Consider the following 24,122-nt stretch of genomic DNA (forward strand, 5'->3'; position numbering starts at 1 on the left):
AGGCAGGTCCCCTGCCCAGGCTCTTTCATGTGTGAGTGCCACAGCTTCGGCGGTACGCTTAAGCCCCGCTACATTGTCGGCGCGAAACCACTTGACCAGTGAGCTATTACGCACTCTTTCAAGGATGGCTGCTTCTAAGCCAACCTCCTGGTTGTCACCGCGATCTCACATCCTTTCCCACTTAGCGCACACTTAGGGGCCTTAGCTGATGATCTGGGCTGTTTCCCTCTCGACTACGAAGCTTATCCCCCGCAGTCTCACTGCCATGCTCAACCTAATGGCATTCGGAGTTTGGCTGACGTCAGTAACCCATAGGGCCCATCGGCCATCCAGTAGCTCTACCTCCACCAGGCAACACACAACGCTGCACCTAAATGCATTTCGGGGAGAACCAGCTATCACGGAGTTTGATTGGCCTTTCACCCCTACCCACAGCTCATCCCCCAGGTTTTCAACCCTGGTGGGTTCGGTCCTCCACACAGTCTTACCTCTGCTTCAACCTGGCCATGGGTAGATCACCCCGCTTCGGGTCCAGAACACGCGACAAACGCCATATTTCAGACTCGCTTTCGCTACGCATACCCCACACGGGTTAAGCACGCCACGTATCACTGACTCGCAGGCTCATTCTTCAAAAGGCACGCCATCACCCCACAAGGCTCTGACGGCTTAAAGGCACACGGTTTCAGGTACTATTTCACTCCCCTCCCGGGGTACTTTTCACCATTCCCTCACGGTACTATGCACTATCGGTCATCAAGAAGTATTTAGGCTTACCAGGTGGTCCTGGCAGATTCACACGAGATTTCACGAGTCCCGCACTACTCGGGCACCTATCCCACCTACGCATGCAACAGTCCATCTACACGACTATCACGCACTCCGGTCCGCTATCCCACACGGTTCAACTACCATCACACACGCAAGCCCCTCCCCGGCAGAGAAGAGACGAACAAGCCCCACAACACCGCACACGCAACCCCCGCCGAGTATCACACGCACACGGTTTAGCCTCCTCCGCTTTCGCTCGCCACTACTCACGGAATATCTTTTCCTACGGGTACTAAGATGTTTCACTTCCCCGCGTTCCCCCCACCACCCTATACACGTTCAGATGATGGTAACCAAGCACAACCCTGGTTAGGTTCCCCCATTCGGACACCCTCGGATCAAAGCTCGCTCGCCAACTCCCCGAGGCATATCGCAGGCCGCAACGTCCTTCATCAGCTCTTGATGCCAAGGCATCCACCGAATGCCCAACAAAACTAAACAAAACCACACAACAAGAAAATAAAGATGCTCACAACCACTATACAAATCACAAACAACCCACCACACACACCACCACCCCCCAAACACCCCACAAACACAGGGCGCAACAAAAAAGAGAGGCGGCAACATGCGAGCCAAAACGCTCAAACGGTGTTGAACGTGAACCCGACAGCGTGTCTGCTTCCATGGAGCTTGCACCCCTGTTTTCCACTAAAAACACCCACGCACCCACACCCACCAAGAAAAACCCTCGGTGAACACATGCGAGCACAAGAAACACACACCACACACACTCACGTGCCATGATGCGCATCCCCAAAAACGGGCTCCCTAGAAAGGAGGTGATCCAGCCGCACCTTCCGGTACGGCTACCTTGTTACGACTTCGTCCCAATCGCCAATCCCACCTTCGACCACTCCCCCCGGAAAACCGGTTAGGCCATGAGCTTCGGGTGTTACCAACTTTCGTGACGTGACGGGCGGTGTGTACAAGGCCCGAGAACGTATTCACCGCAGCGTTGCTGATCTGCGATTACTAGCGACTCCACCTTCATGGGGTCGAGTTGCAGACCCCAATCCGAACTGAGACTGGCTTTAAGTGATTCGCTCCACCTTACGATATCGCAACACTCTGTACCAACCATTGTAGCATGCGTGAAGCCCAAGACATAAGGGGCATGATGATTTGACGTCATCCCCACCTTCCTCCGAGTTAACCCCGGCAGTCCCCCACGAGTCCCCACCATAACGTGCTGGCAACATAGGGCAAGGGTTGCGCTCGTTGCGGGACTTAACCCAACATCTCACGACACGAGCTGACGACAACCATGCACCACCTGCACACCCCCAACCAAATGCCACCACATCTCTGCAGCGTCAGGGTGCATGTCAAGCCTTGGTAAGGTTCTTCGCGTTGCATCGAATTAATCCGCATGCTCCGCCGCTTGTGCGGGCCCCCGTCAATTCCTTTGAGTTTTAGCCTTGCGACCGTACTCCCCAGGCGGGGCACTTAAAGCGTTAGCTACGGCGCAGAAACCACGGGTGGCCCCCACACCTAGTGCCCAACGTTTACAGCGTGGACTACCAGGGTATCTAATCCTGTTCGCTCCCCACGCTTTCGCTCCTCAGCGTCAGTAACGGCCCAGAGACCCGCCTTCGCCACCGGTGTTCCTCCTGATATCTGCGCATTCCACCGCTACACCAGGAATTCCAGTCTCCCCTACCGCACTCAAGTCAACCCGTACCCACCGCACGCCCCCAGTTAAGCCAGAGGATTTCACGGCAGACGCGGCCAACCGCCTACAAGCCCTTTACGCCCAATAATTCCGGACAACGCTCGCGCCCTACGTATTACCGCGGCTGCTGGCACGTAGTTAGCCGGCGCTTCTTTACCCACTACCCTCACCACAACCCAAAGCTGCGGCTTGACCATGAGCGAAAAAGGTTTACAACCCGAAGGCCTTCATCCCTCACGCGGCGTCGCTGCATCAGGCTTGCGCCCATTGTGCAAAATTCCCCACTGCTGCCTCCCGTAGGAGTCTGGGCCGTATCTCAGTCCCAATGTGACCGGTCACCCTCTCAGGCCGGTTACCCGTCAAAGCCTTGGTAGGCCATCACCCCACCAACAAGCTGATAGGCCGCGAGCCCATCCCCCACCAGAAAAAACCTTTCCACCCACCAACATGCGCCAATGAGTGAATATCCAGTATTAGCAGCCGTTTCCGACCGTTATCCCAAAGAAGAGGGCAGGTTACTCACGTGTTACTCACCCGTTCGCCACTAATCCACCCCAACAAAGCTGGAGCATCATCGTTCGACTTGCATGTGTTAAGCACGCCGCCAGCGTTCGTCCTGAGCCAGGATCAAACTCTCCGAACAAAAACATATCCAGAAAAAACCAACCACCAAAACGCGGCCAGCCAATCCCAACAATAAAAACAAACTCAAAAACAAAAAACAGGCATAAAAACAAACACACTATCGAGTTCACAAACAACACCCACACACCCCAAAACAGCCACAAAAAACCGCAACCATCAAAAACAGGGAGGAAGCAACCACGCCACAATCACAAACCCAAAACCACAAACAGGCCCAAAAGCTTGCAACCACTCGGCGCAACAACAGAAACAATACCCACCCCCCACCACACCGTCAAATCAGCGCAAGCTTCAATCCGAGCGACACCACACCGCAAAAAATCCCTAAATTTCAACGAATGCAGGCCAGCACCAGCATCAAAACACTAAAATGTGACCTGCGTTTGTTTCGCAACACACAAGAATTCGGACAAAAAGCGACGCAGGTCTCGCCAGATTATCCGGTAATCTGCGCACGTCAGAGCAGGTTTATAGACGAAAACAATCCGGGTGGGCGCAGCCTTTATGTCTGCGCCCACCCGGACCTCGTCAATTATTCAGCGAACGCGCCGCGCACTACGTGACACGCACACCCACGTTGCAGCGCCTTGCTGTAGGCACGTTCAGCCGACAGGGTGCAGGCCCTCAAGCATCTATGTCCTCTTGGACGGGAATATTCAGCGTCGGCAGATCACGAACCGCGGTGCGGACCGCGCGCGAAACCGCTGGAGCAACACGTCCATCGAAAACGCCGGGGATGATGTAGCTGGATGACAGCTCTTCTTCCTCGATGACGTCAGCGATAGCAACTGCTGCGACGCGCAAAACCTCGGTGGTAATTTCCTTGACCTTTGCATCCAGCAGGCCTCGGAATAAACCTGGGAATGCCAGCACGTTGTTGATCTGGTTCGGGTAATCGGAGCGGCCCGTCGCAACAACCGCCGCGTACTCCCCCGCACCAATCGGGTCAACTTCGGGCGTCGGGTTGGCTAGGGCGAACACGATTGCCCCGTCAGCCATCGTGGCAATATCGCCGGGATCCAAAATGTCGCCGTGCGAGACACCGATGAAGACATCGGCATCCTTCAGACCTTCCTTCAGATTTCCGTGAACGAGGCGCGGATTCGTTGCCTCGGCAAGAGCCTTGCGCGAGGGGTGCATGCCCTCAGTATCGTCGGCGGCAAGTGCACCCGTGCGACCGTAACCGACGATGTCTTTAGCCCCCTGCGCCAGAAGTAGACGAATAATCGCATTGCCTGCAGCACCCACGCCGGACACCACGATGCGAACGTCTTCAATCTTCTTATTGACAATCTTCAGCGCGTTGATCAGTGCGGAAAGCACGACGATAGCGGTGCCATGCTGGTCATCGTGGAAGACCGGGATATCGAGTTCTGCACGCAGGCGTTCTTCGATTTCAAAGCAACGAGGCGCGGAGATGTCTTCAAGGTTGATACCACCGTATGCGGGGGCAATCGCCTTAACAATCGAAATGATTTCTTCAGTGTCCTTCGTGTCAAGAACGACCGGCCATGCGTCCACACCGCCGAATTCCTTAAACAGAGCCGCCTTACCTTCCATGACAGGAAGAGCCGCTTCCGGGCCAATATCTCCTAAGCCGAGGACCGCAGTGCCATCAGAAACGACAGCAACCGTATTCGCCTTGATCGTCAGAAGGTGAGCCTTCTGAGGAACGTCATGGATTGCGGTGCAGACGCGGGCCACGCCGGGCGTGTACGCACGAGACAGGTCGTCGCGATTACGGAGCGGAACCTTCGAGTTGATTTCGATCTTGCCACCGACGTGAGCAAGGAAAGTCTGGTCTGCAGTAGACGACAGTGTGACACCTACCAGCCCCTTCAGCAGATTGCGAACCTCGCGACGGTGCTCCGAATCGCGCAGGTCGCAGGTGAGGTCGAGAACCATTCGGCCTCGGTTGGAATCGGCGACGTCGAGGCCTCTCACCTGAGCACCGGTTTTTGATACCGCTTCGACAAGCGATCCAATAGATAGTTTCGCTTCGTCGATTTCAACGCGGTATGAGGCGGTGTATGACGGAGAAGTTCGCATGGTGCTCTCTCTTTTCGATCGGCGCTGGCCGTAGATCAATCGTTGTTCCCATAGTACGTACGTGCCGACAGAACGGATAGTGCGCATCACCAGGTGGACAATTGTCAACAATTAGCTACGTAACGCCAGCGTGATTTCCTACCTTCGCGATCGTCCCGTTTTAGTTGGGCGCTAAGGAGTTCCCACTGTTCCGCACGCACAACTCTCGATTCACGAGGCCGGGCACACCAACGAATCGATGACACCGACACGTGCCCGTTCATCGTTGCTCTTGGCAGAGATAGCAGGCGAGAAGGTGACAGAGGCATAAACGAACAGGCTCTAGAAGCTGAATTGCGTTCGCGAAAGCTCGTGGAGCGGAGACTGTTTCTTCCCGTAGACATCAAGGGTCACAGCAGCAAGAAGAACGATGCCCTTCACTACCTGAGCACGATCAGAGCCGAGTCCAACAAGCAACAGCCCGTTCGAAAGAACCGCCATCAGCGTGGCACCAAGGACAGCACCGAAAACCGACCCGCGACCACCGGCAACTGCCGCTCCGCCGATGAACACGGCAGCGATAGCTTCAAGCTCCCATAAGAGACCATCTTGAGGCCCCACAGCCGTCGCCCGGCCTGCGAACATCATGCCCGCGAGCGCCGACAGCATCCCCATATTCACCATGACAAGGCATTGAATCTTCGTCACGCGCACACCGGAAAGGGATGCCGCCTGAATGTTTCCGCCGACAGCTTGAAGATGGCGACCAAATTGGGTCCTCGTCAACATGAAGTGGTAGATGAAAATCAGAACAAGAACCACCACACCCGGAACGGGGAAAGATGTTCCTTCACGTCCCGTACCAAACAGCCAGGTGAAGACCCCCACCAGCACGACGACAATCGCGGACTTCACCCAGGGTCGATAATCAACTCCCCGCAGTCCTAGCCGAGCGCGCCGGCGAAAATAGGTACGAACAATCGAGGTAACCGCTACCACGGCAGTAATGACACCCACGATCACCGTTGCCGTATCGATGCCGAATATGCTCCCCCAAGAAGGCAGATAACCCGAACCTAGCGTTTGAAATCTGTGAGGAAGTGGCACCGACAATGCCTGAGATTCCCACTGGACTCCACCGCGCAGAATGATCATTCCACCAACGGTGACAATAAAAGCAGGCAAACCGACCTTCGCAACAAACAGGCCTTGAATCAAGCCAATAAAAGTTCCGATCAGCATGCCAAGAAGAAGGCCAACCCACCAGGGCAAGCCAAGATTGGCAATGATGATCGCCATGGACATTGATGAGAACGCCGCGACGGAGCCAACTGACAAATCCAGCTGACCGATCGTCACCACCAGGACCATGCCGATAGCGAGGACAAAGATATGAGCGTTACCGGTGACGATATTCTGCAAGTTCGCAGACGCCAGCATGTGCGATCCCGTGATGAACTGGAAGAAGATCATCAGGGCAAGAACGAGGATTCCCATGATTCCCGCTTGACCTAAGCGTGAAGCGTCAAAGGGTAGTCGGCTCACTTCGCTCTCCTCGTTGAGTGGAATATGAACGCACAAAGGCTCGTGTTGTTTTCCTATAGTGCACCATCTTGACAGTTCAACGCACATTTTTGAACCGATTCGCCCAGCGGGCATCCACGCATCAGCCCACTTCACTGACTATCCTAGAAACGTGCCACGTTTGAACGCCCGATCCGGATCTCAATCCTCGCTCCGCGAGGCAAATTCCGCGCGCGTTCTTGACGCGATCCGAAAGTACGGGCGTATCACCCAGGTCGAGCTATCGGCAGCAACAGGTCTTGCTCCCGCAACCATTTCGAACATCATTAAACAGCTCTCGGCACAAGGAAGCGTTGAACTCACGTCAACGATTCGTTCGGGCAGGCGCGCTCAACTGGTTTCGCTCACACAATCGTCAACTCTTACCGCGGGTATCTCAATCGGACGCAGAGCACTGGATATTTACATCTCCGACGAGTCCCGCACCAGCGAATTCACGAAAGTTCTGCCACTACCGGTCGACCATAAGGCTGATACGACGCTCGACCGAGCAACGCTTCTGGTTCTTGACCTTCTTGAACAGGCAGGGCAATCGCTGGATGATCTTGCTGGTATCGGTGTTGCTTTACCTGCCCCTATTAACCCGAAAACGGGCACTCTGACCCGAAAGGGAATCATGCGAGGCTGGGAAGACATCAACATTGCTGAGGTCTTCCAACGCAGACTTGGACGCGACACGATCGTGATGAACGACGCGAACGCTGCTGTTGCCGCTGAAAACCGATTTGGTTCGCTACGCGGGTTCTCATCGTGCGCCTATATCCGAGCCTCGTATCAAACCGGCGCGGGAATTTTGGTCGACGGAAAAGCCTATTCCGGTGCCACCGGTATTGCCGGGGAAATCGGGCACGTTATCGTTGATCCTCACGGTCCTATCTGCACGTGCGGTGCTCGTGGCTGTCTGAACACGGTTGTTGGGGCGGACTACCTTGTTGACCTTCTTCGCCTGTCACGAGGTCCCATGACACTGCGTGACCTACTGTCACACGCGAATGAAGGTGACCCCGGATGCCAGCAGGTTCTTTCTGACGCAGGAAGCGCAATCGGACGAGTCATCTCTGACCTTGTCACGGTATTCGATCTCGAAGCCGTCGCTGTCGGTGGTGAGCTGATGAATGCGGGAGACACATTCTTGTCCCCTATTCAAAACGCTCTCTTCGAACGCCCCTACCTGCGCGACGAAGGAATCACGGCCTATCCGTCGAAGCTCGGCGCTGATGCCGAAGCCATCGGCGCGATGATCCTTGCACAAGACGCTTTTGTTCCCAGCTATTCAACTCACCGCCAGGAGGACCAATGACGATCCAAGGCGCTCCCCTTCTTGAAGTACGGGGACTTACAAAAACGTTCGGCGGTGTTGAAGCACTCGTTAACGTTGATTTCATCGTGAACCGTCACGAAGTCGTTGCCCTTGTCGGCGACAATGCGGCAGGGAAGTCAACGCTCGCCCGCATGCTCTCAGGAGTTTTTCCTCCGGATGAGGGAACGATCGCGCTCGACGGGGAAGAAATCAGCATCGATTCCCCGCAGCACGCATTGAAACTCGGTATTGCCACCGTCTTCCAAGAAACTGCGCTCTGCGACAACTTGGACGTTGTATCGAATATTTTCCTTGGGCGTGAAGTGTTCTCGCACCGCGCCCTTGATGACGAGGGCATGGAACTCAAAGCACGCCAATATCTTGATCAGTTGGGTTCGCATATCCCCGACGTGCGAGTCCCCCTTTTCCAGCTCACCGCCGGACAGCGTCAATGCGTTGCAATCGCGCGCACCCTGGTGACTCACCCGCGTCTGGTGATCCTCGACGAGCCCACGGCCTCTATGTCCGTGGCACAAACTGCGGAAGTACTCATCCTGATTGAGCACCTGCGCGATATGGGAATGGGGGTCATCTACATTTCCCATAATCTGACCGACGTTCAAGCTAGTGCCGACAGGGTCGAAGTTCTCCGTCACGGACACAACAACGGTTCCTTCAACTCGCGTGATACCTCAACCGACGAACTCATAGCCGCTATCACTGGCGCTTCACATATCGCGCTGTAAACGCTCCCGGCCTCGTCACTTCTTTTCGGCGACCAACTGGCCGTTATACCCCTGTCACGGCGCGCAACGTGTTTGCGCGAACGACGCTTGAGCGCCTTGGCATACACGAGTTTCGCCCCCGCCGAAAAACCGACGAGGGCGAAACCAAAGGTGAGAAAACTAGGCGATACCTAGCGGGTCAATCACTTGGCAGCGTTGACGAGCTCCATGCGGTGCGAGTCATCCTTGTAGACGTCTGCAGCGTTGTCCTTGGTGACAATCTTCGGGGTCAGCAGGAAGGACTTGACCGGGTTGCCTTCCATCGACTCGTACTGGGAATCGTCGAGGGTTGCGCCGTCGACCTTCGGGGCTGCCTCGCCCTTGGCGAGCTGGATAGCAAGATCAACAGTTGCCTTCACCAGCGGACGAGTGTCCTTGAAGATGGTGGAGTACTGCTTGCCCTGGGTGACCCAGGTGACCGACTCGTCTTCGGAGTCCTGACCAGTCACAACCGGAACCGGCTTGCCGGCCTGCTCAACAGCGGTGATGATTGCGCGGCCAAGGGTGTCGTTCGGGGAAAGAACGCCATCCGGAACCGCGTCGCCCTGGTAGGTCGAGGTCAGCAGTGCTGCCATGCGGTCCTGAGCATTCTTCGGCAACCAGCCCTGGGTGGCGACCTGCGTGAATTCGGTCTGCCCGGACTTCACAACCAGCGTGCCATCATCAATCTTCGGTTGGAGGACGTCCATTGCGCCACCGAAGAACTTCAAGGAGTTCGAGTCATCCGGGGAGCCACCGAAGAGCTCGATATCCCACGGGCTCTCGCCAGCGTTGGCTTCGAGACCTTCAAGCAATGCCTTGCCCTGAAGCTGACCAACACCGAAGTTGTCGTAGGCGATGTAGTAGTCAAGGTCGGTCGTGTTCGTCAGCAGACGATCGTATGCGATGACCTTGATGCCGGCATCCTTGGCTGCCTTCAGCTGGGTACCCAGCTGCGAACCGTCGATTGCGCCGATCACCAGAACCTGCACGCCATTTTCGATCATGGCTGCAACCTGGTTCTGCTGCTCAGCAACGCCACCGTTTGCGAACTGAATGGTGCATTCAATGCCCTGCTCTTCGCAGCTGGCCTTGAACATGTCTTCAGCCTCAACCCAGTTCTGCGAGGTCTTCTGTGGCATTGCGATGCCGACCGACATCTTGTCAGCCGAGGCCGCTGCGCCGGACTGATCGCCCGATGAGCTACCCGTATCACGGGCACCACAAGCTGCCATAGAGAATGCCATCGCTGCCGCTGCGCTGATGGCAACCGCACTCTTCAGAGTCTTCATTGTCTCTTCTTTCGTGTGTTTGTTTGGTGATTCTTGATGATTCATTCAATGTTCCCCAGCTGGCTTGCTTGGGAATATCTACGCTTTGTGGATGACTCAACGTTTGTTGAGCCCGTTGTTGACATGGCGATACGGTTTCTCCTTACCGCCCGATCATCACTTGGAGGGAGTTTTTGTTTCGCTTTGCCGAACTGCCTTTTGATTACTCAAGGCATTTTGGAAGGTGCCAATGATGGAACGCTTGCCCTGGCGCTTCGAGTAGACGTCAACGGCGACTGCGATCAAGAGGACGAGGCCCTTAATGATCTGCGTCCAGTCGGAGCCCACGCCCATCAGCTGAAGGCCATTGTTCAGGAAGGCCATGACAAGTGCGCCAACCATGGTGCCCATGATCGTGCCAACACCACCGGAAACGGCGGCACCGCCGATGAACACGGCGGCAATGGCGTCGAGTTCCCATGCATTACCGTCAGCAGGACCCGAGGCCGTCGAACGGCCGATGAACAGCATTCCCGCAACTGCGGCGAGGAATGCGGAGTTGCAGATGACGAAGAAGTTCGTTTTGATGACCTTCACACCGGTCAGTTCTGCAGCAGCCTTGTTGCCACCGATGGCGTAAATCGAGCGACCGAGGACCGTGCGGTCAGCGATGAACGAGTAGATCAGAGCCAGGATGACGACGATAACACCGGGGATTGGGAACGAGGTGCCGGGGCGACCCGTTGCAAAGATCCAGGCGACGATCAGGATTGCGCCACCGAGGACAACCATGCGAACAATCGGAACCCACATCGGGGCCGGCTCAGCTTCGAACTGCTGACGAGCCTTCACGCCGGAGATTTCCTTCCAGACGATCGCTAGGACTGCGATGACAGCCAGGATCATGGTCGGCAGGTTGAAGGGAATAACATCCGGAGCGATATCGGGCAGGTAGCCAGCGCCGAGGGTCTGGAACAGTTCGGGAACCGGGACCGTCAAAGACTTGCCGATCAGCTGGTTAGTACCGCGGAAGAGGAGCATGCCACCCAGGGTCACGATGAAGGCGGGGATTCCCCACTTTGCAACCCAGAAGCCTTGCCAGATGCCGATGAGCAGACCGACGCCGATACCCAAAACGATGGCCAAGACGGGGCTGAGGGCCCAATCACGCATAGCAACGGCAACGACGATGCCGACGGTTGCTGCGACAGAACCGACTGACAGGTCAATGTGGCCGGCAATGATGACCAGAACCATGCCGATGGCGAGAACGAGGACGTAGGTATTACCCATGACCAGGTTCATCAAGTTCTGTGCTTGGAAGACCTTGCCGTCCGTCTTGAACTGGAAGAACAGGGCAATCGCTGCCAGAGCAGCGATCATTCCGATTTGTCGGAAGTCTCCTCCGAATAGTGCTGTGAGATTCTTCTTCATTGAAGTGCCTTTAGCTTTCAGTTTTCGTTGCTGCCAGTGGGAGTGGATGAGGTGGACGTCATCAGGTGCATCAGGCTTTCCTGATCTGCCTGCTCGGTGGGCACGCACCCCGTCACTTCGCCTTCGAAAATGGTGTAGATGCGGTCTGTGATGCCCAGAAGCTCAGGGAGTTCGGACGAGATCACCAGAACAGCCTTTCCTTGAGCGGCAAGCTCCTGGATGAACGTGTAGATCTCGTACTTCGCACCGACGTCAATGCCGCGGGTTGGCTCATCCAAGATGAGAACCTCGGGGTCAGTGAACATCCACTTTGCAAGGACGACTTTCTGCTGGTTACCTCCGGAAAGCGTTCCCACGCCCGTCATCACTGAGGGCGCTTTAATACGCAGGTTCTGACGGGATTCTTCAGCGAATTTCTTGCCCTCTTCGATGTTCAACGCGCCGTGGTGGCGGATCTTCGAAAGCTTGGCTGAAACAACCGACTGGTGGATCAGTTCCAGAAGGTTGAGACCCAGCATCTTGCGGTCTTCAGAAAGGTAAGCAATGCCAGCGTCGATAGCTTCAGGGACGGAGTTCGCTTTCACCTTCTTGCCGTCGATAAAGACTTCGCCACCCTCGTGGATACCGTAGGAATGACCGAAGACGGAACGAGCCAGCTCTGTACGACCGGCACCCATCAGACCCGCAAGGCCGACCACTTCACCGGCACGGACGTTGATGGACGAGCCCTTGCAGACGAAACGCTCGGAGTTCAGCGGATGGCGTACCCACCAGTCCTTGACCTCGAACTTCACTTCGCCCGGATGCGACTTCTTGTCCGGGTAGCGGTTTTCAAGGGAACGACCGACCATCAGGCGAATGATCTCGTCCTGGTCGATCTTTTCCTTGTCGGCGTCCATCCAGCCGACCGTCTTGCCGTCACGAATAACCGTGATGGCATCAGAGACGGCAGCAACTTCGTCGAGCTTGTGCGAGATCATGATCATCGCGACGCCGCGTTCGCGCTGCTTGCGCATCAGGTCGAGAAGGTGGGCTGATTCTTCCTCGTTGAGTGCCGAAGTGGGCTCGTCGAGGATCAGGAGCTTGACGTCCTTTGCAAGTGCCTTGGCAATTTCAACAAGCTGCTGCTTACCGACACCCATGTCTTTAATCAGAGTGTCTGGGTTTTCATCCAATCCAACTTCGGCCATGTACGTAAGGGCGCGTTGCTTGGTTTCGTTCCAATCGATGACGCCGTGTTTCTTGACCTCGTTGCCCATGAACATGTTCTCAGCGACGCTGAGCTGCGGGATAAGAGCAAGTTCCTGGTGAATGATGACGATGCCAGCTTTTTCAGAGTCGCGAATGTTCGAGAATCGAACTTCGTTGCCTTCGTAGAAAATGTCGCCCATGTAAGTGCCGTGCGGGTGCACGCCCGACAGCACTTTCATCAGGGTCGACTTGCCAGCACCATTCTCGCCACAGATCGCGTGGATCTCAGCGTTGCGTACCTGGAGGTTGACGTCATCAAGTGCGACGACACCCGGGAAGACCTTCGTGATATTGCGCATCTCCAGGACGATGCGCTCACGACGTGTGTTGGTCATTGGTTCTCCGCTGAACTGTTGACAGATAGTTGTGTGATGGAAAGTCACCACCGTTGGCGCATTTCCATGACTCATAGTGTGCACTGTGCGGAGGGCGAAAAAGCCTTATCTACACGAACTGTAACTAAACCGTTATATTGAATTCACGACATAAACTCAATGACTGCACGATATCTATCTCCCGCAGAAATCCAGGGTTTTCACCAAATTACAGCCATGTCATTCGTGCGCCATACGCTCAGTTTTCGCCATCAACGAGGCCACTCACGGGCCTGAGGGAATAGAAAGCTGGGCGGTGGATTATCATCCACCGCCCAGCGACACTTCAATCAAGCGCGACGCTTCAGGCTCCCACCATCTCCATGATGAGTTCACGCACGCGAGCTGCGTCCGCCTGACCACGTGTCGCCTTCATGACAGCACCCACAAGTGCGCCAGCAGCTGCGACCTTGCCACCCTTGATCTTCTCGACCACATCAGGATTGGCATCCAGCGCATCCTGAACAGCCTTCGAAAGCGCACCGTCGTCAGAAACAACCTCAAGACCGCGAGCCTCGACAACCTCGGCCGGCGAGCCTTCACCAGCCAAAACGCCTTCCAGCGCCTGACGAGCAAGCTTGTCATTGATGCGACCAGAATCGATCAAGCCCTGCAACTCAGCAATCTGAGCGGGCGTGACAGGCATATCTTCGAGCGACAGTTCGCGTTCCTTCGCGCGACGGCTGAGTTCGCCCATCCACCACTTACGCGCGGATGCCGGATCAGCACCAGCCTCAACGGTGGCCTCGATAATCTCCAACGCACCAGCGTTGATGACATCGCGCATCTCCATATCGGCATAGCCCCACTCTTCGCGCAGGCGACGACGCTTCGCAACAGGAAGCTCAGGAAGCGAGGCACGCAGTTCCTCAACCCACTGGCGCGAAGGAGCAACAGGAACCAGGTCCGGCTCGGGGAAGTAACGGTAGTCTTCAGCATCCGACTTATCGCGGCCCTGCGAGGTGGAACCGTCTTCCTCGTGGAAGTGACGGGTTTCCTGGTTCACCGACCCACCGGCAGAAAGGATCGCACCCTGACGCTGCATCTCGTAGCGAACAGCGCTAGCGATACCGCGGAACGAGTTCACATTCTTCGTTTCCGTACGAACACCCAGAGGAGATTCCGGAGTATCGCGAAGAGAAACGTTGATATCTGCTCGAACATTACCGCGCTCCATACGAGCCTCGGACACACCGAGTGCACGGAAAATATCACGCAGAGTCTGAACGTAGGCAGCAGCCACCTCAGGAGCACGCTCCCCCGCACCTTCAATCGGGCGGGTCACGATCTCCACCAGCGGAACGCCCGCACGGTTGTAGTCAACCAGCGAGTGATCGGCTCCGTGAATACGACCCTCAGCACCACCGACGTGCGTGTTCTTACCTGCGTCTTCTTCCATGTGTGCGCGCTCAATCTGAACGCGGAACAGACTACCGTCTTCAAGCTCGACATCCACGTAACCATCGTGAGCAATCGGCTCATCAAACTGCGACGTCTGGAATGCCTTCGTCAAGTCCGGGTAAAAGTAGTTCTTACGCGCAAAACGGCAGTACTCTGCGATTTCACAGTTCAGCGCAAGACCGATCTTGATCGCGTATTCAACTGCAGTGTGGTTCACAACCGGAAGACAACCGGGAAGACCCAGCGAAACCGGCGTAACGTAGGTGTTCGGGTCTCCACCAAAGGCATTCGGCGCCGCATCGAACATCTTCGTCTTCGTACCGAGCTCAACGTGAACCTCGATGCCAAGAACCGGATCAAAGTTCGCGGTCACATCCGCGTAATCCATGAGTTCACTCATCAGTTTTCCTCCCAAGAGCTCGCCGGGCAAGCGCCCGCCACATCATCACTGAGCGCTTCAACCAAAGCAGCGGCTTGGTACATCTTCAGATCGTGGTGCGCAGGGGCAATAATCTGGAAGCCGATCGGCAGGCCTTCGGACGAAAGCGCATTCGGAACACTCATCGCGGGGACACCGGCGAGGTTCGCCGGGATCGTCGCAATGTCATTGAGGTACATCGCCATCGGGTCGTCAATCTTGTCGCCGAACTTGAACGCCGTCGTCGGAGCGGTCGGCGAAACAAGAACGTCGACCTCTTCGAAAACACGCGCAAAGTCGCGCTGGATCAGGGTACGAACCTTCTGAGCGCTGCCGTAGTAGGCGTCGTAGTAGCCGGCCGACAGGACGTGCGTGCCGAGGATGATACGACGCTTGACCTCGTCGCCGAAGCCAGCTTCACGGGTTGCAGCCATCACGCGCTCAGCAGTCACGGGCCCCTCGGAGGGCTCAACGCGAATGCCGTAACGCATACCATCGAAGCGAGCAAGGTTCGAAGAAACCTCAGCCGGCATGATCAGGTAGTAGGCCGCGAGCGCATAGTCGAAGCTCGGGCACGACACCTCTTTCACCTCTGCGCCAGATTCTTCAAGCTTCTTCACGGTCGCGTTGAAGGCTTTAAGAACGTCGGCTTCGTAGCCTTCGCCCGACAGTTCCTTCACCACGCCTACCTTCAGGCCAGCCATGGACTTGGTGCCTGCGACAGTTTCAACGCCGTCGACGAGGTTCCCAACAGGCTCGTTGAGAGACGTGGAATCGAGCGGATCATAGCCACCCACAAGCTCGGTCAGAACTGCAGCGTCAGCGACGGTGCGGGTAACCGGACCAATCTGATCAAGCGACGAGGCCATGGCAATCAGGCCGTAACGCGAAACAGCACCATAGGTCGGCTTCGCACCAACCGTGCCCGTCACTGCACCCGGCTGGCGGATCGAACCACCGGTGTCAGAGCCCAGCGCCAGCGGAACCATGTAAGCAGCAACCGCAGCAGCGGAACCGCCACCAGAACCACCGGGAATACGCTCGATATCCCACGGGTTCAGGGTCGGACCGAACGCGGAGTGCTCGGTCGACGAGCCCATTGCGAACTCATCCATATTCGTCTTACCAACGACCGGCAGACCAGCTTCGTGGATCTTCTTCACGATCGTTGCGTCATACGGAGGACACCAATCGCCCAGAATCTTCGACGCACACGTCGTCGGGATTCCACGGGTCACCATGTTGTCCTTCAAAGCAATCGGAATACCCGCAAGGCGGTGCAGTTCCTCGCCGGCCTGGCGCTTCGCATCAACCTCGGCCGCGGTCTTCAGAGCGCCCTCGCGGTCGATGAAAAGGAAAGCATTGATCTTAGGATTCAGTGCCTCAATACGGTCCAAGCACGCAGTTGTCAGTTCAACCGACGTGATCTGACCTGCGGCCAGCATGTCAGCCAGCTCAAGCGCGGACTTCTTCAGCAGTTCGTTCATCATTCCTCCCCCAGGATCTGCGGAACAAGGAACATCCCATCTTCGCTTGCAGGCGCCTGCGAAAGAACTTCATCACGGTCAAGAGTTTCCGTGACCACATCTTCACGCCAGACATTCGTCAGCGGAATCGGGTGAGAGGTTGCGGGAACATCCGGGGTCGCAACCTCGGACACCTTGGCAACTGAAGTAGCGATAACGTCGAGTTCCCCAGCAATACGTTCAATTTCGCCTGGAGTCAATGCGATTCGGGCCAGCTCCGCGACGCGGGCGACCTCGTCAGTACTGATTCGTGACATAGTCGCAATCTTAGCGCCTAGCACTAATAAGCGGGATTCGCGCCCACGCCGTAATCCACACGAGGCCGTAGAATCAGCTTCATGAGATTCCCGCGTAAAAGACTCATCAGCGCCGAAACCTTAGGACTGATGAAGAAGACGGCGATCGGCATCACCATCGCACAGGCAACCGCCATCGTCACCGTCCACGCCATCGACCATATGCGTAAGCAACGTGTCCCCGGTGGCCGACGCGGATTCCCGACCCTCGAACCAGCTGACATACAAATCCCACGTGGCACGGTGCGAACCTATACGGAAGGGCATTCCCTATACGCGGATATGCTCCGCGCAATCCAGAACGCAACAAACCATATTTACTTTGAATCATTCATCTGGCGCGCAGACGAATGGGGCCAGCGTTTTAAAGACGCGCTCATCGCAGCAGCCCGACGCGGAGTCAACGTCTACTGCGTGTACGACGGTTTTGGAGTTCTCAATCAAGATCCACGCTTCTATTTCTTCCCCGATATTCCACACCTATGGGTTCGTCGCTTCCCCGCGATTCGTTCTGGCCTCTTGACTTTGAATCTGCGGAACACGGGCCAGGACCATCGCAAGATCCTCGTTGTTGATTCCACCGTTGGATTCGTCGGTGGCTACAACATCGGCAACCCCTTCGCCAACGAATGGCGCGATACCCACGTTCGCGTGACAGGCGATGCCGTGTGGGAGCTAGAAAACGGGTTCGTCGATTTCTGGAATCACTTCAAACCCCATCGTGCGCCCCAGTTGCCCGACACCGGAGCGAAGAAGTGGCATGCAGAAGTCACCGCCGCGTTCAATGCACCCCAGCGAATCCTCTACCCGATTCGTGGAATGTACATCGACGCGATCGAGCGCGCGACCAGCCACATTCTGATTACCACCGCCTACTTCATCCCCGATAAAGAGATTCTTCAAGCCCTGATCGCAGCAGCAAAACGCGGAGTGAAGGTCAAGGTTCTGATCCCCGAATACTCCAACCACATCATGGCTGACTGGGTAGCACGCCCCTACTACGGCTCCCTGCTTCGCGAAGGCATCGAGATCTGGCTCTACCAGCACGCCATGGTTCACTCCAAGACGATGAGCATCGACGGCATGTGGTCAACGATCGGTACTGCCAACATCGACCGCCTCTCCATGCGAGGCAACCACGAAGTCAATATGCAATTCCATTCGCGCGAGCTTGCCCAGCACATGGAAGAAATCTTCGACAACGACCTCACCACCGCTCGTCAATACACGATCGGCGAATGGGAAGGCCGGAATATGCTCACTCGTATCACCGAGTATCTTCTGCATCCCTTTGAATTCATGGTCTAAAACCCATCTGAGCTACCGGCCGGCAACGCTCAGACACGTTTTCATCCGAGATTCAAGGCTTCAAGCCCACCGTTCAGCAGGTCATTAAAGCGTGTCTCATCGATCACGGGCACACCCAGAGCCTCGGCCTTTGTAGCCTTTGCCCCTGCGCCAGGACCTGCGACGACCAACGATGTCTTCTTCGAAACAGAACCGGCTGCCTTACCACCGCGCGCCACGATTGCCTCCTTCGCGCCTTCACGGTCATAACCGGGCATCGTTCCCGAGACAACAATCGTGAGCCCGGCAAGAACCTGCGACACCTGCTGGGGTGGCTGATCAGCCATCTTCACACCAGCGTGACTCCATTGCTCAACCAGTTCCTGATGCCAATCGACACTAAACCAATCAGTCAGGGCCCCGCCGATGACCGGTCCGACGCCCTCGATTCCTGATAGTTCATCAAGTGAGGCGTTGCGAACGGCGTCCATCGAACCGAAATGATCTGCAATTGCACGGGCAGCCGTCGGACCGACGTGGCGAATCGACAGAGCAACAAGAACTCGCATCAGCGGAGCGGACTTTGCTTTTTCTAGCTCGTCAAGAAGGGCAAGAGTTCCCTTCGAGGCTTCCGTTTCACGAGGTACATACGTTGTGTCCCCGTCCTTGTCCTTTTTGGCAATGAATGCTTTTGTCCAGAAAAAGCGAACCTGCTTGTAGTGTGACACATCGGAGTCATCGTCTTTAACAGCCCTCCATACGAACACGTCACGAAGGTCTTCGGCCTTGAGGTCAAAGATTTGCGCTTCACCGTGGAGCACCGGAGCCTGCGGGGCTGGCAGAAGAGCTTCCGCGCTGGCCAGTTGATCCGCCGGAGAAAGATCGTCAGCATTATCAAGACGCAGTCGCGTTCCATCTTCTAAGAACACATCGTGGCCCGCTACAAGTGCGGAAGCAACATCTTCTCTGAGGTTTTCAGGTTGGGTCAGAGCCATCGCGACTTCCCCACCCAAACCTTCAATATCCAACGCGGAACGAGCACCCAAGTGGGCAACTCGTTCGGTCAGCTGAGCAGGACAGTGTGCCTTATTCAGACATCGAAGGTCCACATCCCCGTCCTTCTCAGCTAAGAGCGGGCTACCGCACGAAGGGCACGCAGTCGGCATGACAAAAGCGCGTTCTTCCCCTGTTCGCGCAGCCAACACCGGGCCTAAGATTTCCGGAATGATATCCCCCGCTTTACGCAGGACAACGATATCGCCGATCAGAACGCCCTTACGTTGAACTTCCTCGGCGTTGTGGAGCGTTGCTCGCGAAACATTGGAACCGTCAACCAGTACTGTTTCCATGACGCCAAACGGAGTCACCCTGCCGGTGCGCCCAACCTGGACACGGATATCGAGGAGCCTAGTGTGGACCTCTTCGGGCGGGAACTTGTACGCGATCGCCCACCTGGGTGCGCGCGACGTGAGCCCCATGCTTTCTTGAAGGGCAACATCGTTCACTTTCACGACGACACCGTCGATGCCGTAGTCCATCTGAGAGCGTTGCTTCCCTAACTCGCCAATACGGGCAATAATCTGATCGAGCCCCGTCAGCAGACGCGTCTGATCTGGAACCGTGAAACCCCATTCTTTGAGCTGAAGGTATCGTTCCCACTGAGTGGTAGGCGCCGAGAAACTATCCCCCTCTTCAACGAATCCGATACCGTGCGCAAGCATGGACAACGATGAAACACGTTGGTCTTGCAACGCGCGTGCGCGTAGCTGAATCTCGTAGTCGGGGCCCTTTGTGACCTCGTCGGGTGTTTCTTTCAAACGAAGGGTGCCAGCCGCCGCATTACGCGGATTCACGAACGTGGAAAGCATCGTCAAGGGACGCTGACGCTTCTTCTTTTCAAGTAGCGGAGTCTTAAACCCGCCAAGGGCATCCTTGTTCTGCGCGCGAATCTCTCTGTTCTTTCGGGCGATCTGCGCGTTATCCGCATCCAGGGTTGCGTTGGCGACTTCACGGCGACCGTTCTCGGCGATACGCCAGGCATTTTCGGCTTCGATATCAGCATTCAGTTTTTCAAAATCAGCGATCGGGATGTAGACCTCTCCGCGGATTTCAATGCGGTGCGGAATATTTTTCCCCTGCAATGACTGCGGAATAGTCGCGATCTTGTCAGCGTTTGAGCGCACGTCTTCACCGACGAACCCGTCGCCCCTGGTGGCCGCGCTGACGAGTTTGCCGTCTACGTATGTCAGGTTGATGGCAAGACCGTCAATCTTGACCTCGGTTGTCATCTGAACTTCATCGAGCCCAGAATCTGCCCGCATCCGAGCTTCCCATTCGCCGAGTTCTTCGAAAGAAAAGACGTCGTTAATGGACGTCATCTGAGCCAGGTGACGGATCGTGGTTGTTGTCTGGTCGGCGGTGCCGCCAACACTCGCGGTGGGAGAATCCGGGGTGACAAGTTTGGGGTGGTCGCGTTCGAGTTCCTCAAGCTCGCGGAAAATAATGTCGTAGTCAGCATCTGACATTTCGGGTGAGTCAGAGTCGTAGTAGGCGGCATTCGCCCGTTGGATGACCTGGACAAGGCCATCGTGACGTTTCTTTAGAGACTCTGTTTCACTCATGGATTCATTGTTCCATTAGCCATGGAGGAATGTCTTTGCAGGCATGCCTGTGGACATTTTTCAAGTTATCCACAATTCGTCTCTTTTGCGTTTGTTTCCCCGCTTCTTCCCTCGCCACACTGACACTGAAGGAGGAATGATGAGTGACATCGCGCTACAAGCCATGGCATCTCCCATGCATTTAGCCTGTGTGCGCGGAGTGGACGCTGGTCTCGTTTTCCCTCTTCCGTCTTCCGTGGGACGAGGCCGCGATCATTTCATCGTCGACCAGCAGATATCGCGCGATCACGCGAACATCATTCGGGCAAAGAAAGGGTTTCGCCTTTACGATACGGGCTCAACAAATGGAACCTTGTTGACCTTGGGACTACTGCGTCGTCGAGTACAAGGGAAGCCTCGAAAGTTCCGGCGACGGATGGTCCTACATTTAGGACGCGATACATTCGTCCTGCGTGGCAGGCCTCGAAAATACACATGGCAGGAAAGCCGAAAAGTGTCCATGCGCGCTTTCCTTGCTTTCTTCCCCTTCATCACAATGGCACTATTCTTAGGCGTCCGGCTGGGATCTTTCCGTTACGTTACATACGGACTAGGAGCTTTGGCCGTCGGACTCGTCCCGGTGACGCTGGGAATTCGTCTGCGACGAAAGAAACAGCGCGTTCGCCTCGACCCAGCTGGTCTTGCCATCATGCTGGCTTTTCTTCAAGCGCAAGGACAATCTGCACGTGGCGGACACACCGCTAGGCAACGCTCGCATCCTGATCACTGGCAACGCAGAACGAACAGGACACCTCAAGATACATATCCAATCAATCAAAGAGTGCGCGTTTCTTTCCCCGGCTCCCTCCGTCGACTCACGCTCCAGCTCGATTCTCCCTGTGCAATCGCGTGTATCGGAGACGACGCACGCGCCACCGCATCGTGGATTACTGGCAACATCATCGCAGTATCTCGTGGCGGATACGTCATCACAGACTCCTCAGAGGAATACGCGTTTGGCAACGGCGGACCAACAATCCACATCATGCGTGGCCACCAGTGTCCCCACTGCATGACGTCCTTGGATACTGCGCCCGCCTCTCTGAGCGATCGGGAAGGCGATGACAATCCTTGGCACGTTGCCATTGGCATGGGATTAGAAGATGTTCCGCCCTGGTGCACCCTCAACGTTGAAAAACGAATGTCATGCGCTCCACGCTGGTGGGAGCAGTTTGAACCCGTATCCACCGGCTCATCCTTGCCCACCAGCGTCGATTTGTGTTCATTGCTTGCACACACCACCGGCAATTCCAGCCACGATGGAACACATTTAAGCATCCCCATCGGAGTCAATGATGCCGGCACCCTCACCATTGACCTCGTCAATGATGGACCGCACGCGTTGCTGGCAGGCACAACGGGATCGGGGAAGTCAGAAGCCCTCATCACCTGGATTCAAGCCTTAATCAGCACATACACGCCAGCAGAAATACGCATGATCCTGATTGATTACAAGGGAGGAGCAACCTTTCACCGCTTCGAGTCGGCTCCACACGTAGACCGAGTGTTCACTGACCTCGATCCCGCCCAGACTCGAAGGGCTCTCAGAGGATTAACATCGCTACTTCTGCGACGCGAACAAGAGTTCTCGCACCTTGGTTTCCCCGACTATGCAACCTGGGCCCGCGCTCATCGTGACGGTACCGCCACCTGTCCACCGCCCAGAATTATCATCGTCATCGACGAATTCAGAGTCCTCGTCGACGCACACAAAGATGGAAGCGATATCATCAACCGACTTACAGCCCAAGGACGTTCATTGGGCGTGCATTTGATTATCGCTACACAACGTCCCGGCGGAGCCGTCAGCTCTGCCATGCGAGCAAACATCGATATCCGCATTGCGCTTCGTTGCCTGTCGGATTCAGATTCAATCGATGTGATTGGCGATGCGAGGGCCTCTCACCTCGAACGGATTCCCGGAAGAGCAATGTGGGCTGATCGCGGGCTTTTTCAATGCGCATGGAGCCCCAACAGCACGACCGCTGTGCAACGCGCAGATCCACACTGTGCGCCGAAGAGTTGCGACACATCAATACCGCGCACGACGACTCAGAACGAACAGTGGGAACCATTGGCGTGGGCTCCATTCCTTCCTCCGTCCATCACTTGGGAAGAACTCGACCTCCTTTCGAAAGAAGCTCCACACGTTGCAGGAATACCGCTTGGGTTGGGCGATGGTGTCGATTCTGGAGCACATACACCCGTGAGATGGAAAAGCGGGAACATCATCGTCCGTGCCCCAGCACATCACACAACCGAAACTGGCTCGCTTGTTCGCCAGATAGCAACTCGGATTTCAACCCGCTCATCGTGGGAGATCGACCTGATTGATGCTCAGGCACCCCCCTCGCCCACTACCCGTGGACTAACGATCCGGGAAGGTCAAGATATTGCCACCCTGTTCGAGCAAGCGAAACACCATACTCCTCGAATCATTGCAATCACTGACATCGCGGCCTCTCGCCACGAACTTGAACGAATCTACGGACTTGTTGTTGCCGAAGAGATCTGGACGAACGGAATCGAAGAATGTACCCAACGTGGCGTTGTCTTCATCATGGGAAGCCTCGATACTCACCCTCTTACTCGCTTCGATCGTTCACTGGCTTCGCTCCTCATTGAACGACCCGATACGTCCGAACCTCACTATCGCGCCTCGTCCGCGACCGAGGAGCCGTGCGAACCTGGCCAGTGGTGGGTTGAAGCGGATCATCAGCGAACTCTGGCTCTTTTTCCTTCAACAGACCTCGCGAAGAAAAACCGGGGAGCGGAGGCATCGCTTGTTGCACCGACCAAAGATTGCTACGGAGGTTTCACCCACCCAGATAGTGCTCAGCTATTGATTGGCCCCGGGTGGGAGGACTTCGACGTCTACGTCTGCACACACCTATTCACTGCGCACACCCAGCCTGAACAGGATAAGAGGCTTTCGGATTGGATAATTATGCATAACGAGTCGCAGGTAATTCAGACAATTTTGAGACACAACCTCACTTCACTCGGCATTAACAATCCACACATTGAGACTCTGACTCCCACTCAATGGCCTCGACTGGCTATCCAAGAGCAAACGAACCTTCTCATCATTGATCCGCCACCAGATTTCATACGATCTTTCAAACACTCGACAAATCGGCTCCAAACCTCACTTTTTGCCCGACGGTGGAAGGAAAACACAGGCATTATTCGTGTCGCTGGACACTTCGATCGAGTTGCATTGAGTTGCTCTGGGCACCGACGTGACAACTTGCACACCAAATTTTGATGGGTTGTGCCCTGCACCTCTTGCCCCCGCACATTTATTCACCGACACTTATCAATGGAATTCGGCGCGCCAATGGGCGCAGTCGAAAATGCGTGAACGAATCCAAGGA

General features: G+C 55.8%; 13 protein-coding genes and 2 rRNA genes. 4 read left to right on the plus strand and 11 right to left on the minus strand.

Features of this window, described 5'->3' with window-relative positions; translation table 11 throughout:
- The 4 genes from HMPREF9241_RS09510 to HMPREF9241_RS08115 form a co-directional block, all read right to left on the minus strand.
- A 23S ribosomal RNA gene (locus tag HMPREF9241_RS09510) occupies positions 1 to 1,272 on the minus strand; the annotation flags it as partial.
- Positions 1,273 to 1,606: 334 nt separating this feature from the next.
- A 16S ribosomal RNA gene (locus HMPREF9241_RS08105) occupies positions 1,607 to 3,149 on the minus strand.
- A 626-nt stretch (positions 3,150 to 3,775) separates the two neighbouring features.
- On the minus strand, positions 3,776 to 5,200 hold the full coding sequence (locus HMPREF9241_RS08110) for an NAD(P)-dependent malic enzyme (RefSeq protein ID WP_006681802.1): 1,425 nt from the start codon (positions 5,198 to 5,200) through the stop codon (positions 3,776 to 3,778).
- A gap of 321 nt (positions 5,201 to 5,521) precedes the next feature.
- Complete coding sequence (locus tag HMPREF9241_RS08115; protein WP_006681803.1) at positions 5,522 to 6,724, minus strand: sugar ABC transporter permease; 1,203 nt, start codon at positions 6,722 to 6,724, stop codon at positions 5,522 to 5,524.
- Positions 6,725 to 6,875: 151 nt separating this feature from the next.
- Between HMPREF9241_RS08115 and HMPREF9241_RS08120 the strand changes: the two genes are divergently transcribed.
- Both HMPREF9241_RS08120 and HMPREF9241_RS08125 read left to right on the plus strand, forming a co-directional pair.
- On the plus strand, positions 6,876 to 8,063 hold the full coding sequence (locus HMPREF9241_RS08120; RefSeq protein WP_040318749.1) for an ROK family transcriptional regulator: 1,188 nt from the start codon (positions 6,876 to 6,878) through the stop codon (positions 8,061 to 8,063).
- The gene (locus HMPREF9241_RS08125; protein WP_006681805.1) at positions 8,060 to 8,809 is read left to right on the plus strand and encodes an ATP-binding cassette domain-containing protein; all 750 of its coding nucleotides are present in this window, start codon (positions 8,060 to 8,062) and stop codon (positions 8,807 to 8,809) included. The genes HMPREF9241_RS08120 and HMPREF9241_RS08125 overlap by 4 nt, the downstream gene beginning before the upstream one ends.
- 182 nt (positions 8,810 to 8,991) lie before the next feature.
- On the opposite strand, the gene HMPREF9241_RS08130 is transcribed toward HMPREF9241_RS08125, so the two are convergent.
- The 6 genes from HMPREF9241_RS08130 to gatC form a co-directional block, all read right to left on the minus strand.
- Complete coding sequence (locus HMPREF9241_RS08130; protein WP_006681806.1) at positions 8,992 to 10,119, minus strand: substrate-binding domain-containing protein; 1,128 nt, start codon at positions 10,117 to 10,119, stop codon at positions 8,992 to 8,994.
- A gap of 156 nt (positions 10,120 to 10,275) precedes the next feature.
- Entirely contained in the window at positions 10,276 to 11,532 is a 1,257-nt protein-coding gene (locus tag HMPREF9241_RS08135) for an ABC transporter permease subunit (protein WP_006681807.1), read from the minus strand.
- A 17-nt stretch (positions 11,533 to 11,549) separates the two neighbouring features.
- Positions 11,550 to 13,118: a sugar ABC transporter ATP-binding protein gene (locus HMPREF9241_RS08140; protein WP_006681808.1), complete on the minus strand. Its 1,569-nt coding sequence runs from the start codon at positions 13,116 to 13,118 to the stop codon at positions 11,550 to 11,552.
- Positions 13,119 to 13,461: 343 nt separating this feature from the next.
- A complete protein-coding gene (gene gatB, locus HMPREF9241_RS08145; protein WP_006681809.1) occupies positions 13,462 to 14,958 on the minus strand; it encodes an Asp-tRNA(Asn)/Glu-tRNA(Gln) amidotransferase subunit GatB in 1,497 nt (498 codons plus the stop codon).
- Positions 14,958 to 16,463: an Asp-tRNA(Asn)/Glu-tRNA(Gln) amidotransferase subunit GatA gene (gene gatA, locus HMPREF9241_RS08150; RefSeq protein ID WP_006681810.1), complete on the minus strand. Its 1,506-nt coding sequence runs from the start codon at positions 16,461 to 16,463 to the stop codon at positions 14,958 to 14,960. Before gatA ends, gatB begins: the two co-directional genes overlap by 1 nt.
- Positions 16,463 to 16,759 carry an Asp-tRNA(Asn)/Glu-tRNA(Gln) amidotransferase subunit GatC gene (gatC, locus tag HMPREF9241_RS08155; RefSeq protein WP_040318742.1) on the minus strand — a complete coding sequence of 99 codons (297 nt, stop codon included), beginning with the start codon at positions 16,757 to 16,759 and terminating at the stop codon, positions 16,463 to 16,465. The genes gatA and gatC overlap by 1 nt, the downstream gene beginning before the upstream one ends.
- Before the next feature lie 129 nt (positions 16,760 to 16,888).
- On the opposite strand from gatC, the gene HMPREF9241_RS08160 reads away from it, so the two are divergent.
- Positions 16,889 to 18,106: a phospholipase D-like domain-containing protein gene (locus tag HMPREF9241_RS08160; RefSeq protein WP_424133819.1), complete on the plus strand. Its 1,218-nt coding sequence runs from the start codon at positions 16,889 to 16,891 to the stop codon at positions 18,104 to 18,106.
- Positions 18,107 to 18,147: 41 nt separating this feature from the next.
- Here HMPREF9241_RS08160 and HMPREF9241_RS08165 read toward each other — a convergent pair whose 3' ends face one another.
- On the minus strand, positions 18,148 to 20,706 hold the full coding sequence (locus tag HMPREF9241_RS08165) for an NAD-dependent DNA ligase LigA (protein ID WP_006681813.1): 2,559 nt from the start codon (positions 20,704 to 20,706) through the stop codon (positions 18,148 to 18,150).
- Between the two features lie 139 nt (positions 20,707 to 20,845).
- On the opposite strand from HMPREF9241_RS08165, the gene HMPREF9241_RS08170 reads away from it, so the two are divergent.
- Complete coding sequence (locus tag HMPREF9241_RS08170) at positions 20,846 to 24,013, plus strand: FtsK/SpoIIIE domain-containing protein (RefSeq protein ID WP_006681814.1); 3,168 nt, start codon at positions 20,846 to 20,848, stop codon at positions 24,011 to 24,013.
- The last annotated feature ends 109 nt before the right edge of the window (positions 24,014 to 24,122 follow it).

The sequence above is a fragment of the Schaalia turicensis ACS-279-V-Col4 genome (assembly GCF_000296505.1).
Classification (GTDB): Bacteria; Actinomycetota; Actinomycetes; order Actinomycetales; family Actinomycetaceae; genus Pauljensenia; species Pauljensenia turicensis_A.

What these genes read in the sequence shown, in the direction of transcription:
- HMPREF9241_RS08110 (WP_006681802.1), bottom strand. Translation starts at nt 5,200, where the DNA reads ATGCGAACTTCTCCGTCATACACCGCCTCATACCGCGTTGAAATCGAC.
- HMPREF9241_RS08125 (WP_006681805.1), top strand. Translation starts at nt 8,060, where the DNA reads ATGACGATCCAAGGCGCTCCCCTTCTTGAAGTACGGGGACTTACAAAA.
- HMPREF9241_RS08130 (WP_006681806.1), bottom strand. Translation starts at nt 10,119, where the DNA reads ATGAAGACTCTGAAGAGTGCGGTTGCCATCAGCGCAGCGGCAGCGATG.
- HMPREF9241_RS08135 (WP_006681807.1), bottom strand. Translation starts at nt 11,532, where the DNA reads ATGAAGAAGAATCTCACAGCACTATTCGGAGGAGACTTCCGACAAATC.
- HMPREF9241_RS08140 (WP_006681808.1), bottom strand. Translation starts at nt 13,118, where the DNA reads ATGACCAACACACGTCGTGAGCGCATCGTCCTGGAGATGCGCAATATC.
- gatB (WP_006681809.1), bottom strand. Translation starts at nt 14,958, where the DNA reads ATGAGTGAACTCATGGATTACGCGGATGTGACCGCGAACTTTGATCCG.
- gatA (WP_006681810.1), bottom strand. Translation starts at nt 16,463, where the DNA reads ATGAACGAACTGCTGAAGAAGTCCGCGCTTGAGCTGGCTGACATGCTG.
- gatC (WP_040318742.1), bottom strand. Translation starts at nt 16,759, where the DNA reads ATGTCACGAATCAGTACTGACGAGGTCGCCCGCGTCGCGGAGCTGGCC.
- HMPREF9241_RS08160 (WP_424133819.1), top strand. Translation starts at nt 16,889, where the DNA reads ATGAAGAAGACGGCGATCGGCATCACCATCGCACAGGCAACCGCCATC.
- HMPREF9241_RS08165 (WP_006681813.1), bottom strand. Translation starts at nt 20,706, where the DNA reads ATGAGTGAAACAGAGTCTCTAAAGAAACGTCACGATGGCCTTGTCCAG.
- HMPREF9241_RS08170 (WP_006681814.1), top strand. Translation starts at nt 20,846, where the DNA reads ATGAGTGACATCGCGCTACAAGCCATGGCATCTCCCATGCATTTAGCC.